Source organism: Caulobacter sp. GSs2, assembly GCF_058680895.1.
This window is the reverse complement of sequence record NZ_CM178725.1, coordinates 2,568,721-2,581,980: the sequence shown is the minus strand read 5'-3', so window position 1 is coordinate 2,581,980 and position 13,260 is coordinate 2,568,721. Positions and strand designations below refer to the sequence as shown.

The window sequence follows — 13,260 nt, the reverse complement described above, 5'->3', positions numbered from 1 at the left end:
GTGACTTAGACGGCCTACTCCGCCGCCAGGGCCATCGGCGCGGACTTCGCCCCTCGCACCAGCCGCCCTGGCAGGGCTCCGGTCGGCTCGCCGTCGCGGTAGGTGACCACGCCACCGACGATCGTGGCCACATAGCCGTGGGCCTTCTGGGTCAGCCGTCGACCGCCGGCCGGCAGGTCGTAGGCGACCCGGGGCGCCTCCAGGCTCAGGGCCTCATAGTCGACGACGTTCAGATCGGCCCGATAGCCCGGCGCGATCAGGCCGCGATCCATCAGCCCGACCGTCTGGGCGGTGTCGCGGGTCTGCATCGCCACCATGGCTTCCAGCGCGATGCGCGGGCCGCGCGTGCGGTCGCGGGTCCAGTGGATGAGGTTGCTGGTCGGGAAGCTGCCGTCGCAGATCATGCCCACATGCGCCCCGCCGTCCGACAGGCCCGGCACGGTGTCCCTGTGGTTCAGCATGGCGAAGCTGGGATCCAGCGAGCCGCCGGCATAGTTCAGGAACGGGTGATACAGCATGCCCCGACCGTCGTTCTCGAGCAGGGCGTCCAGCGCGACCTCCGCCGGATCTCGGCCAGAGGCGGCGGCGCGGGCGGCCACCGTCATCTCGGCGGTCGGCTCATAGTCGGGGACCGCGCCCATCGGGAACAGATTGTCCCAGGCGCGCAGGGCGCTGCCGGCGAACGGGCCCTGTGGGTCGCCCTCCTCGGCCAGCAGGCGGGCGCGGAAATCGGGATCCCGCAGGGCGGCCACGCGCTCGGCCAGGGGCAGTCTGGCGATCTCGCCATAGACCGCGCTCTGGCTGAACGGATTGAGGGTCAGCTCCAGTCCGAACAGCACCCCCACCGGACGCCCGCAGACCTGGGCCTTGATCGGCAGACCGGCGTCGGCGGCGTCCTGCAGACCGGCCAGCATCAGTTTCCAGCCGTCCGGCGACTTGGGGCTCTGGACCAGCGAGAATGACAGGGGCCGTCCTGACCGCTCGACAATCCGGCGCAGCATGGCCAGCTCGGCCAGACCGTCGGGGAAAAAGTCGGAGACCAGCTGCAGCACGCCCTTGCCGGCGGCGGCCAGGCCCAAGGCGATGCCGGTCAGTTCATCCTCGCCCGCCGTCAGGGTCGGGGTCGGTTGGCCGTCGCTGGTGCGGTGATTGAGGGTGCGCGAGGTGGAAAAGCCCAGCGCCCCGGCCTCGACCGCCCGCTTGGCGATGGCGGCCATGGCGGCGATGTCGGCGGGCGTCGCCGGCTCGCGATTGGCCCCGCGCTCGCCCATCACGAACACCCGCAGGGCCGCGTGCGGCAGCTGGGCGCCGATATCGACGTCGAAGGCCCGCGCCTCCAGCGCGTCGAGATAGTCGGGAAAGCTCTCCCAGTTCCAGGGCAGGCCCTCGGTCAGCACCGGGAAGGGAATGTCCTCTACCCCCTCCATCAGGCGGATCAGCCGGTCGCGGTCCTCTGGCCTGCAGGGCGCGAAGCCGACGCCGCAATTGCCCATCACCACCGTGGTGACGCCATGGCCCGAGCTGGGCGTCATGCGCGCGTCCCAGGTCGCCTGGCCGTCATAGTGGGTGTGGATGTCGACAAAGCCGGGGGTGACGATGCGGCCGCGCGCGTCGATCTCCTCGGCGCCCGCCGCCAGGTCCGGGCCGACGGCGACGATCACGCCATCCTTGACCGCGACGTCGGCGAAGACGGCCGGCGCGCCGGTCCCGTCGACAACCTGACCACCGCGCAGCACAAGATCATAAAGCCGACCCGGCATCCTGGCCTCCCGCCTCTATCTTTGGCGGCAAGCGTCCGTTGGGTGGCGGCCCCGGTCAAGTGTTCCGCCCCGGAAAGCAGAACGGGGCGACCAGTCTGGCCGCCCCGCACCACCCATTCCTTAGGGTCGAGGACGGACTAGAAGCTCCGCCGCACCGTCACGCCCATCGTGCGCGGCTGGCCAACCGTGTAGCCCAGACGCGCCCGGCCGCCGCGTTCGCGGTCGAACGACAGCAGCGGGTTCTCATCGAACACGTTGTTGGCGTAGGCGATCAGGTCGACGCCGTTGTCCATCTCCAGCCCGATGCTGAAATTGACGATCTCGTAGCTGGGCAGCTGCAGATTGACGAGCGTCGGCACGGTTCCGGTGGCGCCGCCGAACGCCAGGCGCGAGGTGAAGGCGCGCGGATTGTTCTCCTGGTCGCTGGCCTGGGTATAGCGGTTGCCGATGTGCTGCACCGAGGCGGTGACATAGGCTTCCATGCCCGAGCGGACGGTCCACGAATAGGTGGCGTCGGCCGAGATCTGGAACTTGGGCACCGACGGCAGGCGGTTGCCCTCGCGAATGCCGCCCAGCACCGCGCCCGTCCCGTCCTTCACGGTCGAGTCGAACTCGGCTTCCAGCAGGCTGCCCGAAATGCCGATGTCGAGACCCGGCGCCAGACGCGCGGAGAACTCGGCCTCGATGCCCTTGGTGTGGGCCTTGGGCACATTGAACACCACGCGCGAGGAGCACGAGCCGGCGTCCAGGGTCGTCTGCAGGTTCTTGATGTCGGTATAGAAGACGGCGCTATTGAAGCTGATCCCGCCGAAGCGCGACTTCACGCCGGCCTCGTAGTTCCACAGCGTCTCGTCGTCATAGGACTGGAAGCCGCCGAAGATCGCCTTGTCCTGTGGCGAGCACAGCGGCAGGTTCAGCGGGTCGTTGACGCCGCCGAGCCGGAAGCCCTGGGCGGCCTGGGCATTGAACGTCACCGTGTCGCTGGCCTCATAGGCCACCAGAACCCGCGGCGTGAAGCCGTCGGACGCGGTCTTGTCGACCTGGTTGTCGCCGTTGGCGAACAGGCCGCCCGACTTGAACTGGCGGGTTTCCTCGAAGTCATAGAACCGCCCGCCGGCCGTGACGGTCAGCTTGTCCAGCTTGTAGCTGGCCTCGCCGAACAGGGCCTTCTGCTTGATGTTGTAGGGCAGCGAGGCGTTGTAGGGCGAGTTGCGGGGGAAGCCGTTGGCCACCGCCGCCGAGGTGCCGGCGCCCAGGGTGGCGTCGGTATAGGCGTCATAGCCCGGCGTGGGCAGGCGCTGGTCATAGATGCGGTCGACCTCGGAATAGAAGCCGCCGAACACCCACTGGAATGGGCCATCGCCGGTCGAGCCCAGGCGCAGTTCCTGGGTGAATTGCTCAAGGTCCGTGGTGTCGACCAGCTTGGACGGCAGCAGCACGGCCGCCGACGGATAGCCCAGGTCCACCGAGACGCTGCCGGTCAGGGCGCTGGCGTCGCGGTCGATGTGGATCTTGCGATCGACATAGCTGGTCACCGAGGTCAGCTCGACGGCGCCCATGCCGATCGAGGCGGTCAGGTCTGTCAGCAGGGTGTCGTCAGCGAAGCTTTCGTCCAGCAGCAGGTGCTGTTCGCGCTCGCCCAGTCGCACCGGCGTTCGGCTGGTGGTGTTGGGGTTGGCGAACAGGTTGAAGGCTTCCTGGCGGTTGAAGCCGTTGGCGCGGATTTCCTGATAGACCACCCGCGGCGTGATGCTGATGGTCTCGGTCGGTTGCAGCAGCACCGACACGCGGCCGCCGGTCCGGCTGCCGTCATTGACGTTCTTCTTGCGGCCGCCGCCCTCGATGCGGGCGTCGATGAAGCCGGCGTATTTCGTATAGTAGCCCACCGCGCGAACGGCGACCTTGTCGGAGACCGGCAGGTTGACCGCGCCCTTGACGTAGCCGCCGGTGTCGTCGCCATCGACCATGTTGGCATTGGCCTCGACCACGCCGGAGAAGGCGCCGATCTTGGGCTGGTTGGTGATGTAGCGGATGGTGCCGCCCACCGACCCCGAGCCGAACAGCGTGCCCTGCGGGCCGCGCAGGGTTTCCACCCGGTTCAGGTCAAAAAGATCGATGTCGGGGGTGAACAGCGACAGCGAGATCACCGACTCGTCGAGATAGACCCCGACCTGTTCCTTGACGCCCGGCTGGTCGCGAACCACCTGGCCGGCCGAAACGCCGCGCACCGAGACCTGGCTCTGGCCGGGGCCGAGGTTCTGGATCGTCAGGCTGGCGACATTGCGCGACAGGTCTTCCAGGGTGACCGCGCCGGAGCGCTGGATGTCCTGCTGGGTCTGGGCGTTGATCGAAAACGGCACGTCCAGAATGGTCGAGTCGCGCTTGGTGGCGGTGACGATGATTTCCTCGACGGTGGAGTCCTGGGCCGCAGCCAGGGAGGGCAGGGCCACAAGGCCCGCCAAGGCGGTGGCGGCCAGCAGCGCATGGCGCGTGCGGGGGCGCCGGTTCGTAGAGCTCATGTGTAGTCCTCCCAGATATTTTCGCGGTCTCTGGGCCAGGCCCGGCCGCAACCTGAGGGTTCATGTTCCGGTCAATCAGAGTCAACGCCGATTCAGGACGTGCTCGGACGAGTCTCCCGTCTTGTGTCCCGGTTGGCGCACATCCGCAGCATGGAGGCATGGACCGGGCTCGGGAGGGTAAAATCAGGGTCAAGGATTGCGCGGCAAAGCCAAGACACCGGTGTCCCGCCCCGTCCAACGGCGCAGGCCGCCCGCGCCGGCCGGGCCAAAGCCGCTTTACGTGCGCGTGACCTTTCGCCAGCGGGATTCCGAGTCTAGGGTGGCCGCCAATTCAAACTAACGTTTAACGGGGAGAAGCGCCCAATGCGCGAAGCGGTCATCGTCTCTTACGCCCGCACCGGTCTGGCCAAGTCAGTCCGCGGTGGTTTCAACAACACCCATGGCGCGGCCATGGCCGGTCACGCCATCCAGCACGCCGTGTCGCGCGCCGGCCTCGACGGCGGCGAAGTGGAAGACGTGGCCCTGGGCTGCGGCGGTCCTGAAGGCGCCACCGGCATGAACGTGGCGCGCAACGCCGCCATGTGGGCCGGTCTGCCGGTCACCGTTTCGGGCCAGACCATCAACCGCTTCTGCTCGTCGGGCCTGCAGGCCATCGCCACGGCGGCCAACTATGTTCGCAACGACGGCGCCAATGTCGCCATCGGTGGCGGCGTCGAGTCGATCTCGCTGGTCAATGCGGGCGGTCACATGAACCGATTCCACATCACCGAAGAAAAGCTGATGAAGTCCCATCCGGCCCTGTGGATGGCGATGATCGACACCGCCGACATCGTGGCCAAGCGCTACAATATCAGCCGCGAATACCAGGACGAATACGCCCTGCGCAGCCAGCAGCGCATCGCCGCCGCCCAGGCCGCCGGCCTGTTCAAGGGCGAGATCGTCCCGATGGCCACCAAGATGAAGGTGGTCAACAAGGAAACCAAGGAAGAGAGCTTCGTCGACTACATGGTCGACAAGGACGAGTGCAACCGCGCTGACACCACCCTGGAAGGCCTGAGCAGCCTCAAGCCGGTGATGGGCGAAGGCAAGTTCGTCACCGCCGGCAACGCCAGCCAGCTGTCGGACGGCGCCGCCGCCGTGGTGGTGATGGAAGCCGCCGAGGCCGCCCGTCGCGGCCTGACCCCGCTGGGCGCCTTCCGCGGCTTCGCCGTCGCCGGCTGCGAGCCCGACGAGATGGGCATCGGCCCGGTCTATGCCGTGCCGCGCCTGCTGGAACGCCACGGCCTGAAGGTCGACGACATCGACCTGTGGGAACTGAACGAAGCCTTCGCCAGCCAGTGCCTCTACAGCCGCGACAAGCTGGGCATCGATCCGGAAAAGTACAACGTCAACGGCGGCTCGATCGCCATCGGCCACCCCTTCGGCATGACCGGCGCCCGCTGCGCCGGCCACCTGCTGCTGGAAGGCAAGCGTCGCGGCGCCAAGCTGGGCGTGGTGACCATGTGCATCGGCGGCGGCATGGGCGCGGCGGGTCTGTTCGAGATCTTCTGATTTATGGTGTCATCCCGGAAGCCTCGCAGAGGCTATCCGGGACCACGGCAAGCGCTGAGCTTCCTGCGGTCCCGGCTCTTCGCTGCGCTACGGCCGGGATGACACGCAGATAGAGCCCAGTGGGGCCGGAAACCTTCAATCGGGTTTCCGGCCCTTTCTGCATCCTGACGGGACGTTCGGCCTTCTTTTGCGGGCGCCACTTGAACCCCGGCCTTTGGCAACCATCTGTGTTGCCAAAGGCGCATCCCGCGATTGCCGCGTGACGCCAGACCAGAGACCCGCCATGGCCATCAAGGCCTTCTTCGCCCTCGCCCTTGTCCTCGCCATCACGATCGGCCTGCTGCTGCCGACCCCCGGCGCCAACAAGCCCCGCCACGCCCAATCGTCGATCGAGACGATCGAACTGCGGCGCGGCTAGGGCCTGCGTCAGGGCTTGGGCTGAGCCGCCAGGATCGCGGTGTGCTCGGCGCAGCCCTTCAGCGTCTCGCCGTCGATCCACACCTCGGCATAGAACCGGTAAACGCGGTCCGACATGCCGTCGGTGCAGACGCCCGGTGTCAGGCGCACGACCACCCGGCCCTTGCCTTCCTCGACGCCGTTTGAATCCCACACGCCCTGCTGGCCGTCGATCCGCACGCCGGGATTGGCGTTGCTGACCTCGGGCGCGTCGGGACGGGTCAGGGCGACGCTGGCGGCGCGGATCTTCACCGCCCAGAACGGCTCTGTGCCAATCACGTCGATATCGCCGGCATAGTCGGGCGTCCTGGCCGAGGCCGGGGCGTCGGCCGGCGGCGCGGGGTCTTCGGCGGCGCCCATCGGCGCCTCGCCACAGGCGGCCAGCACCAAAAGCAGGATCGACAAGGCGGCTGTGCGAAGCATGGCGGCGGCTATTCCCTGTTGCCCGACGAGGCTAGTCTCACACGGCATGACTCGAAAAGCCTCTCCCGCCTTCCTTGAATTCTTCGCCGGCGGCGGCATGGCCCGCATCGGGCTGGGAGACGGCTGGACCTGCGCCTTCGCCAATGATTTCGACCCGCTGAAGGCGGCCGCCTATCGCGCCAATTTCCCCGACGCCGGCTCTTCCAACGGGGATGGGCACTTTCATCAGGGCGACGTCTGGGCCATCGACGCTGACACCCTGCCGACCGCCGACCTGGCCTGGGCCTCCAGCCCCTGCCAGGACTTCAGCCTGGCCGGGGCCCGCGCGGGCCTCACGGGCGGACGCTCCTCGGCCTTTTTCGGCTTCTGGAAGCTGATGCAGGCGTTGAACGCCGCCGGACGCGGGCCCGACACCATCGTCGTCGAGAACGTGGTGGGCCTGCTGACCTCGCATGAGGGCCGCGACTTCACCGCCCTGTGCCAGGCCCTGGCCGACGACGGCTATCACTTCGGGGCGCTGGAGATCGACGCGGCCCGGTTCACGCCGCAGTCGCGGCCGCGGGTCTTCGTGATCGCCACCCGCAGGCCGGTCGACGCCCTGGCCGGGCCCAGCCCGTTCCACAGTCGCGCGGTCAAGGCTGCCCAGGCCCGCCTGCCCGAGGCTCTGCAGGCGAACTGGATCTGGTGGGGCCTGGACGCGCCGCCGGCCCGCAACACCGACCTTTCCGCCCTGCTGGAGCCCGACGACGCCGTCACCTGGAGCTCGCCCGAGCGAACCCGCAACCTGCTGGCCCTGATGGCCCCGGCCCATCGCGCCGCCGTCGAGGCCCATGTGCAGCGCGGCCAGCGCTCGGTCGGGGCGGTGTTCAAGCGCATGCGAGACGGCCAGCAGCGGGCCGAGGCCCGGTTCGATGGCCTGGCCGGCTGCCTGCGCACGCCGCGCGGCGGCTCGTCGCGCCAGACCCTGCTGGTGATCGACAGGGGCGAGGTCCGCTCGCGCCTGATCAGCCCGCGCGAAGGCGCCCGCCTGATGGGCCTGCCCGATGCCTATGTGCTGCCCGGCAGCCAGACGGCCGGACTGCATGTGATCGGCGACGGCGTCGCCCCGCCGGTGGTGCGCTGGCTGGCAGCGCGCCTGCTGGAACCGCTGGTCGATAGCAAATCTGCAAGCCTTGCCGCCGAATGACCCGCTGACAGGCTAAAACCCACGCCGTAAGGTGGCTTTTGACCCGCCAACCTTTCGCGAGATCCCACCATGGCCGATGGCGCCCCCGCCTATGATGCCGCCCGCTACAAGCGTTCCGGGCGCGGCAAGATCTATGACTCGATCCTCGACACCATCGGCGACACCCCGCTGATCCGGCTGCCGCGCCTGTCGGCGCAGATCCAGCCCAAGGGCGAGGTCGTGGCCAAGCTGGAATTCTTCAATCCGCTGGCCTCGGTGAAAGACCGCATCGGCGTCTCGCTGATCGAATCCCTGGAAGCCCAGGGCGTTCTGACCCCCGGCGACACCATCGTTGAGCCGACCAGCGGCAATACCGGCATCGCGCTCGCCTTCGTGGCCGCCGCCAAGGGCTACAAGCTGATCCTGGTCATGCCCGAAAGCATGTCGATCGAGCGCCGCAAGATGCTGCTGCTGCTGGGCGCCAAGCTGGAGCTGACCCCGGCCGAGAAGGGCATGCGCGGCGCCGTGGCCCGCGCCCAAGAGATCATCGAGGCCACCCCCGGCGCGGTGATGCCCCAGCAGTTCGAGAACGCAGCCAACCCGCTGATCCACCGTGTCTCGACGGCGGAAGAGATCTGGAACGACACTGCCGGCGCCGTCGACGCCGTGGTCTCGGGCGTCGGCACCGGCGGCACCATCTCGGGCATCGGCCAGGTGCTGAAGGCCCGCAAGGCCTCGCTGAAGATGGTCGCCGTCGAGCCGGAAGCCTCGGCCGTGCTGTCGGGCGGCGCGCCCGGTCCGCACAAGATCCAGGGCATCGGCGCCGGCTTCGTGCCGGGCATCCTGGATCGCGGGGTGATCGACGAGATCGTTCAGGTCAGCAATGACGACGCCTTCGCCATGGCCCGCCGCTCGGCCGCGGTCGAGGGCCTGCCGGTCGGGATCAGCTCGGGCGCGGCCCTGACCGCCGCCTTCGACCTGGCCCTGCGTGACGACTACGCCGGCAAGCTGATCGTGGCCATCATCCCCAGCTTCGCCGAACGCTACCTGTCCACGGCGCTGTTCGACGGGCTGTAGCTGAGCCCCGGTGACCGACGTCTATGACCGGGCCAAGCGCTCCGCCGTCATGGCGCGCGTCAAGAGCCAGGACACCGGCCCCGAGCGGCTGCTGCGCAAGACGCTGACAGCGCTCGGGGCCCGCTATCGCCTGCATCGCAAGGACCTGCCGGGTAAGCCCGACTTGGTGATGCCGGGCAGGAAGCTGGCCTTCTTCGTCCATGGTTGTTTCTGGCACGGCCATGACTGCGCCCGGGGGTCGCGCGTGCCCAAGGCCAACCGCGACTACTGGCTGGCCAAAGTGGCGCGCAACCGGGCGCGCGACGCCGCCGCCGCCCAAGCCCTGACAGCGGCCGGCTGGCGGGTCGAAACGCTCTGGGAATGCGAGATGAAGGACGCCGGGGCGCTGAAGGCCCGTCTGGCCCAGACCCTGGATCAGGCCGCGACGCGGACGCCGCCGACCAGCACCTGGGTGAGCGCCGTATAGAGCTCGATCGGATCGATCGGCTTGGCGACGTGAGCGTTCATGCCGGCGGCCAGACAGGCCTCCCAGTCCTTGGGCGTGGCCGAGGCCGTGACGGCAACCACCGGAGTGTCTTGATTGGGGCCCGCGCCGGCCCGCAAGATGCGGGTGGCTTCGCGACCGTCCATGCCCGGCATGTAGACATCCATCAGCACCGCGTCGAACACCTTGGCTCCCAGCAGTTCAAGGGCCTGCTCGCCGGACTCGGCCAGGGTGGCCTCGATGCCGAAGGGCTGCAGCACCAGTTCGATGGCCCGGCGGTTGACCACGTGATCGTCGACCACCAGCACCCGCGCGCCGGCGATGGACGGACCGCCGTCTTCGGCCTTCGGCGCCTCGGCGGCCCCGACGGTCAGGGTCAGAGTGAAGGTCGCGCCCTGCCCTTCCACGCTGCTGACGGCCAGATCGCCGCCCATCAGCCGGGCCAGTTCACGGCTGATCACCAGCCCCAGTCCCGAGCCGCCATGCTGGCGAACCACATTGGTGCTCAGCTGCTCGAACGGTGTGAACAACCGCGACAGATTGGCCGGGGAAATCCCGGAACCGGTGTCGGCGATGGTGATCGTCAGGCGCTGCTCGACGCCGTCTTCCCGACTGTTGAACCGCACCGAGATCACGCCCCGGTCCGTAAACTTGATGGCGTTGGAGAGCAGGTTATTGAGCACCTGGCGCAGCCGCAGCGCGTCGCCCGCCACCCATCTGGGCAGGGTCGCGGCGCCTTCGATCCTGAGGCGAAGGCCCTTCTTGGCCAATTCGGGCCGCCATAGTCGCAGGGCGCCGGCCAGGGTCTGGCGCAGGTTGAACGGCGTCTTCTCGACGGCCATGCGGCCGACATCCAGGCGCGAGAAGTCCAGCAGGTCGTTGAGCAGGGCCCGCATCAGGCCGCCGGCGTCAGAGATCAGCTGGGCGTGGATCTTGGAACTGGCCTCGGGGACCTCGCTGTGAAGGCGCGCCGCCCCGGCCAGGATGGCGCTGATCGGGGTGCGGAGTTCATGGCTGATCATGGCCACGAAGGCCGACTTGGCGGCCACCGCCTCCTCGGCCTCATGTCGACGCAGCTCGGCCTCTTCCTTGGCGTCGGCCTCGGCCTTCAGGGCCGCATTGAGGGTGCGGCTGGCCACGGTGACCGACGCGATCAGCAGCAGAGCGCCCACCCACAGGGCGTTGGCGAGCGGCGCGTCCGGATTGGCCGCCCGGGCCACTATCGGCGCGGCCAGCAGATACAACACATGGGGTCCAGCGGCCCAAAGGGTCGCTGACTTCTGGCCGGCATTGACGACAATGACGTTGAGCAGCGCGCCGGCCAGCAGCATGCCGCCCAGGGTGGGGGCGAACCGCTGGTGCGAGGCGAAGAGCGGAAGGGCCAGAAAGCCGAAAATGGCCGCCGTGAGGAAGGGCAAGGCCGCCAGCAACAGCCACCGCCAGCGCGCGGGCCGAACCTCGGGGTTGGCCAGGACCTCACGGGTAGTCCAGAACTCGAGCGTCAGCGCCGCCAGATAGAGCCCGGCCCAGATCCACACCCACTGCATATCGATGAAGACATACAGGATGACCGAAATGGTCAGCGTGGCGAACAGGCGCAGATAGAGGTTGGCGCGTCGCGAGCTTGCGGCGCGCGCCAAGTCACTCTGCGGTTCGCTCACCCCCATCGACGCCTCGTCCCCCCCGGCTTGACGCATACGTAGTGCCACCGGCCAGCTTCAGCGCCGAAACCTGAGATGACGCGAAGCACCAGCATCCCGTCAATGGTCGAGTTGTCGGCGTTTCCGTGGGGCAGCCGCAATTTTCGTGGCGAACCCGGCCTTCACAGGATTCACCAGAGGCAAATTCTACCCTAGCGGCGCGCGGCGCGCCAGTACCCGTTGATCAGGGGCGGGGTCCAAACACGCGCTCGAGATCCGCCTCTTCAACGCCGTCGATCTCAAGCCGCTTAAGACGCGCGGTCGCGCCCGCCGCCAGCCGGACGGCGGATTTGGGAAGGCGCAGGCTCTTGGCGACAAAGGCGATCAGGGCGGCATTGGCCTCGCCCTCGACCGGGGCGCTGGTCACGCGCACCTTCAGATAGGGCCGGCCGTCAGCGTCCACGGCCCAGCCGTCTGCGCCGTCACGCCCGCCGCGCGGCGTCAGGCGGACGGCCAGCAGCATGGATCAGCCCAGCAGGCCGATCAGCGCAAACTTCAGTGACGGCAACAGGATGTCTTTGACGCCGGTGATCAGCAACAGGACGATGATCGCGCTGACATCCACCCCGCCCAGCGGCGGAATGATCCTCTGGAACGGCCGCAGCACCGGGCCGGTCACCCGGTCCAGGAATGTGCTGATCTGATAGACGGCGCTGTTGCGCAGATTGATCACATCGAACGCCACCAGCCAGCTGAGAACCGCCGAGATGATGATGGCCCACCAGAGCAGGCTGAGCAGCGCGGAAGCGATGAAGAAGACAAAGGTGATAATGGCGGCCATGGGTTTCCCGTCCGAGACTCCCGCTTCTTGCCGCGCCTTGCCCCCGCTGGCAAGCCAAGCTGCATTGCCCCGCTTGACGCAGGCTCCGCCCCGCCCTATTCCCGCGCTTCCTTGGGGCCGTAGCTCAGTTGGTAGAGCGCGTCGTTCGCAATGACGAGGTCAGGGGTTCGATTCCCCTCGGCTCCACCAAGGACCTCCAAGCCGTTGACGCGGCAGGAATTGTTTGATTACCGGCACTTGCAGGGGCAAAAGGTACCTATGACTGGTACACAGCCCCTGCGCGCAAATGTCGCGGCGACCTGAGCATTTGCTGCTGCGCGGCAGCACCTACTACTTCCGAATGCCGGTCCCAGAGCATCTTCGCTCGATCATCGGGATGCGAGAGATCAAACGTTCACTAGGCACCGGCAATTTCGCTGAGGCGCGGCGAATGCTGGCTGTTGAACGGCTGAAAGCCCTGGCGGAGCTTGAGGCCGCGCGACGACAGTCTGAGGGGGCGCTAGGTCGCCCCAAGCGACGAGCAAAAAGTCTAGCGGAAGACGAACTCTGGCAACTAATGAGCCGGTGGTTCGTCGCTCGGGAACGCCGCGCAATTACGCTTGGGTCGCGTGACGTAGATGCAAGCGCTCGGCTGGAAGAAATCGGCTACCTTTCCGACATTGAGGAAGGCGCGAGTGCGCTGGCCTCCGTGCACGGCGAGACCAGAAAGCTGCTTGCCCACGAAGGCGTTGATCTTGACGTGTCCAGCCCCAGCTTCGCACGGCTCACAAGCCTCATGCAGGAAGCTATGATCGAACATGAAAAGCGCATCGTCACCCGCTTCTCTCATGGGCTCCACGTCCAACTAAACCCGCGCTTTTCCAACCTCGGGGTTGATACGCGCTTGGATGTTCCAGCGGCCCTAACGTTGGGGTCTCTTGCCGCTCAATTTGATGCTGAGAGGACTCCCAGGCAACGGTCGCCGACGGCAAAACTGCGGAGGGACGCGCATCGCAATCTGCTCCTTGCGGTACTCGGCGAAAGCACTCCTGTCTCAGGCGGACGATGGTGTGGAGGTTACACTCCTCCATCAGATGTTCCTTCAGCCGCGTCTTGATACCCTCGCCAAACAGCGAGCCATCGGGCAGCACTACGGCGGCGCGGCCATCCTTCCGCAACAGGCGTACGATCAGCGCCAGGAACAGGTCCGCCGTTTCCTTGGTGCGGAAGGTGGGGAAGTTGTTCTCGACACCGTCCTCTTCCTTGCCGCCGAACGGCGGGTTGGTGAGCCTTCGCCAATTCCGCCATCCTCCACCCTGATATCGCCCCCTATCTTCCAGCGTTTGCCCGCGTCGAACCCGACAG

At 67.5% G+C, this 13,260-nt stretch carries 12 protein-coding genes, 1 tRNA gene and 1 pseudogene; 7 read left to right on the top strand and 7 right to left on the bottom strand.

The window, feature by feature from the left end; genetic code table 11:
• Positions 1-14: 14 nt before the first annotated feature.
• Together ACW17Z_RS12520 and ACW17Z_RS12515 are read right to left on the bottom strand one after the other, a co-directional pair.
• Positions 15-1,760: an N-acyl-D-amino-acid deacylase family protein gene (locus ACW17Z_RS12520; RefSeq protein WP_492056242.1), complete on the bottom strand. Its 1,746-nt coding sequence runs from the start codon at positions 1,758-1,760 to the stop codon at positions 15-17.
• Positions 1,761-1,897: 137 nt separating this feature from the next.
• Positions 1,898-4,279 (bottom strand): TonB-dependent receptor, encoded by a 2,382-nt coding sequence (locus ACW17Z_RS12515; protein WP_492056241.1) that lies wholly within the window; start codon positions 4,277-4,279, stop codon positions 1,898-1,900.
• 363 nt (positions 4,280-4,642) lie between these two features.
• Between ACW17Z_RS12515 and ACW17Z_RS12510 the strand changes: the two genes are divergently transcribed.
• On the top strand, positions 4,643-5,830 hold the full coding sequence (locus ACW17Z_RS12510; protein ID WP_492056240.1) for an acetyl-CoA C-acyltransferase: 1,188 nt from the start codon (positions 4,643-4,645) through the stop codon (positions 5,828-5,830).
• Between the two features lie 283 nt (positions 5,831-6,113).
• Positions 6,114-6,248, top strand: coding sequence for a hypothetical protein (locus tag ACW17Z_RS12505; protein ID WP_419253880.1), 135 nt, complete (start codon positions 6,114-6,116; stop codon positions 6,246-6,248).
• Positions 6,249-6,256: 8 nt separating this feature from the next.
• On the opposite strand, the gene ACW17Z_RS12500 is transcribed toward ACW17Z_RS12505, so the two are convergent.
• On the bottom strand, positions 6,257-6,709 hold the full coding sequence (locus tag ACW17Z_RS12500; protein ID WP_492056239.1) for a COG3650 family protein: 453 nt from the start codon (positions 6,707-6,709) through the stop codon (positions 6,257-6,259).
• Between the two features lie 46 nt (positions 6,710-6,755).
• On the opposite strand from ACW17Z_RS12500, the gene ACW17Z_RS12495 reads away from it, so the two are divergent.
• The 3 genes from ACW17Z_RS12495 (at position 6,756) to ACW17Z_RS12485 (ending at position 9,417) form a co-directional block, all read left to right on the top strand.
• Positions 6,756-7,895 carry a DNA cytosine methyltransferase gene (locus ACW17Z_RS12495; RefSeq protein ID WP_492056238.1) on the top strand — a complete coding sequence of 380 codons (1,140 nt, stop codon included), beginning with the start codon at positions 6,756-6,758 and terminating at the stop codon, positions 7,893-7,895.
• A gap of 69 nt (positions 7,896-7,964) precedes the next feature.
• A complete protein-coding gene (gene cysK / locus ACW17Z_RS12490) occupies positions 7,965-8,951 on the top strand; it encodes a cysteine synthase A (protein WP_419319090.1) in 987 nt (328 codons plus the stop codon).
• A 10-nt stretch (positions 8,952-8,961) separates the two neighbouring features.
• Positions 8,962-9,417 (top strand): very short patch repair endonuclease, encoded by a 456-nt coding sequence (locus ACW17Z_RS12485; RefSeq protein WP_492056237.1) that lies wholly within the window; start codon positions 8,962-8,964, stop codon positions 9,415-9,417.
• Here ACW17Z_RS12485 and ACW17Z_RS12480 read toward each other — a convergent pair.
• The 3 genes from ACW17Z_RS12480 to ACW17Z_RS12470 all read right to left on the bottom strand — a co-directional run bounded on the left by ACW17Z_RS12480 (position 9,366) and on the right by ACW17Z_RS12470 (position 11,916).
• Positions 9,366-11,102: an ATP-binding protein gene (locus ACW17Z_RS12480; RefSeq protein ID WP_419319092.1), complete on the bottom strand. Its 1,737-nt coding sequence runs from the start codon at positions 11,100-11,102 to the stop codon at positions 9,366-9,368. The genes ACW17Z_RS12485 and ACW17Z_RS12480 overlap by 52 nt on opposite strands.
• Before the next feature lie 217 nt (positions 11,103-11,319).
• The gene (locus tag ACW17Z_RS12475) at positions 11,320-11,598 is read right to left on the bottom strand and encodes a DUF167 family protein (protein WP_419253869.1); all 279 of its coding nucleotides are present in this window, start codon (positions 11,596-11,598) and stop codon (positions 11,320-11,322) included.
• A 3-nt stretch (positions 11,599-11,601) separates the two neighbouring features.
• Entirely contained in the window at positions 11,602-11,916 is a 315-nt protein-coding gene (locus tag ACW17Z_RS12470; protein WP_419319093.1) for a YggT family protein, read from the bottom strand.
• Positions 11,917-12,029: 113 nt separating this feature from the next.
• On the opposite strand from ACW17Z_RS12470, the gene ACW17Z_RS12465 reads away from it, so the two are divergent.
• A tRNA-Ala gene (locus ACW17Z_RS12465) sits at positions 12,030-12,105 on the top strand.
• Between the two features lie 97 nt (positions 12,106-12,202).
• Positions 12,203-12,340: pseudogene (locus ACW17Z_RS12460) on the top strand (DUF6538 domain-containing protein); the annotation flags it as partial.
• Positions 12,341-12,728: 388 nt separating this feature from the next.
• On the opposite strand, the gene ACW17Z_RS12455 reads toward ACW17Z_RS12460, so the two are convergent.
• Entirely contained in the window at positions 12,729-13,235 is a 507-nt protein-coding gene (locus ACW17Z_RS12455) for an N-6 DNA methylase (RefSeq protein ID WP_492058526.1), read from the bottom strand.
• Between the last annotated feature and the right edge of the window lie 25 nt (positions 13,236-13,260).

Bases quoted from the DNA above. Each gene is read 5' to 3' on its own strand.
- ACW17Z_RS12520 (WP_492056242.1), bottom strand. From the start codon at position 1,760: ATGCCGGGTCGGCTTTATGATCTTGTGCTGCGCGGTGGTCAGGTTGTC.
- ACW17Z_RS12515 (WP_492056241.1), bottom strand. From the start codon at position 4,279: ATGAGCTCTACGAACCGGCGCCCCCGCACGCGCCATGCGCTGCTGGCC.
- ACW17Z_RS12510 (WP_492056240.1), top strand. From the start codon at position 4,643: ATGCGCGAAGCGGTCATCGTCTCTTACGCCCGCACCGGTCTGGCCAAG.
- ACW17Z_RS12505 (WP_419253880.1), top strand. From the start codon at position 6,114: ATGGCCATCAAGGCCTTCTTCGCCCTCGCCCTTGTCCTCGCCATCACG.
- ACW17Z_RS12500 (WP_492056239.1), bottom strand. From the start codon at position 6,709: ATGCTTCGCACAGCCGCCTTGTCGATCCTGCTTTTGGTGCTGGCCGCC.
- ACW17Z_RS12495 (WP_492056238.1), top strand. From the start codon at position 6,756: ATGACTCGAAAAGCCTCTCCCGCCTTCCTTGAATTCTTCGCCGGCGGC.
- cysK (WP_419319090.1), top strand. From the start codon at position 7,965: ATGGCCGATGGCGCCCCCGCCTATGATGCCGCCCGCTACAAGCGTTCC.
- ACW17Z_RS12480 (WP_419319092.1), bottom strand. From the start codon at position 11,102: ATGGGGGTGAGCGAACCGCAGAGTGACTTGGCGCGCGCCGCAAGCTCG.
- ACW17Z_RS12475 (WP_419253869.1), bottom strand. From the start codon at position 11,598: ATGCTGCTGGCCGTCCGCCTGACGCCGCGCGGCGGGCGTGACGGCGCA.
- ACW17Z_RS12470 (WP_419319093.1), bottom strand. From the start codon at position 11,916: ATGGCCGCCATTATCACCTTTGTCTTCTTCATCGCTTCCGCGCTGCTC.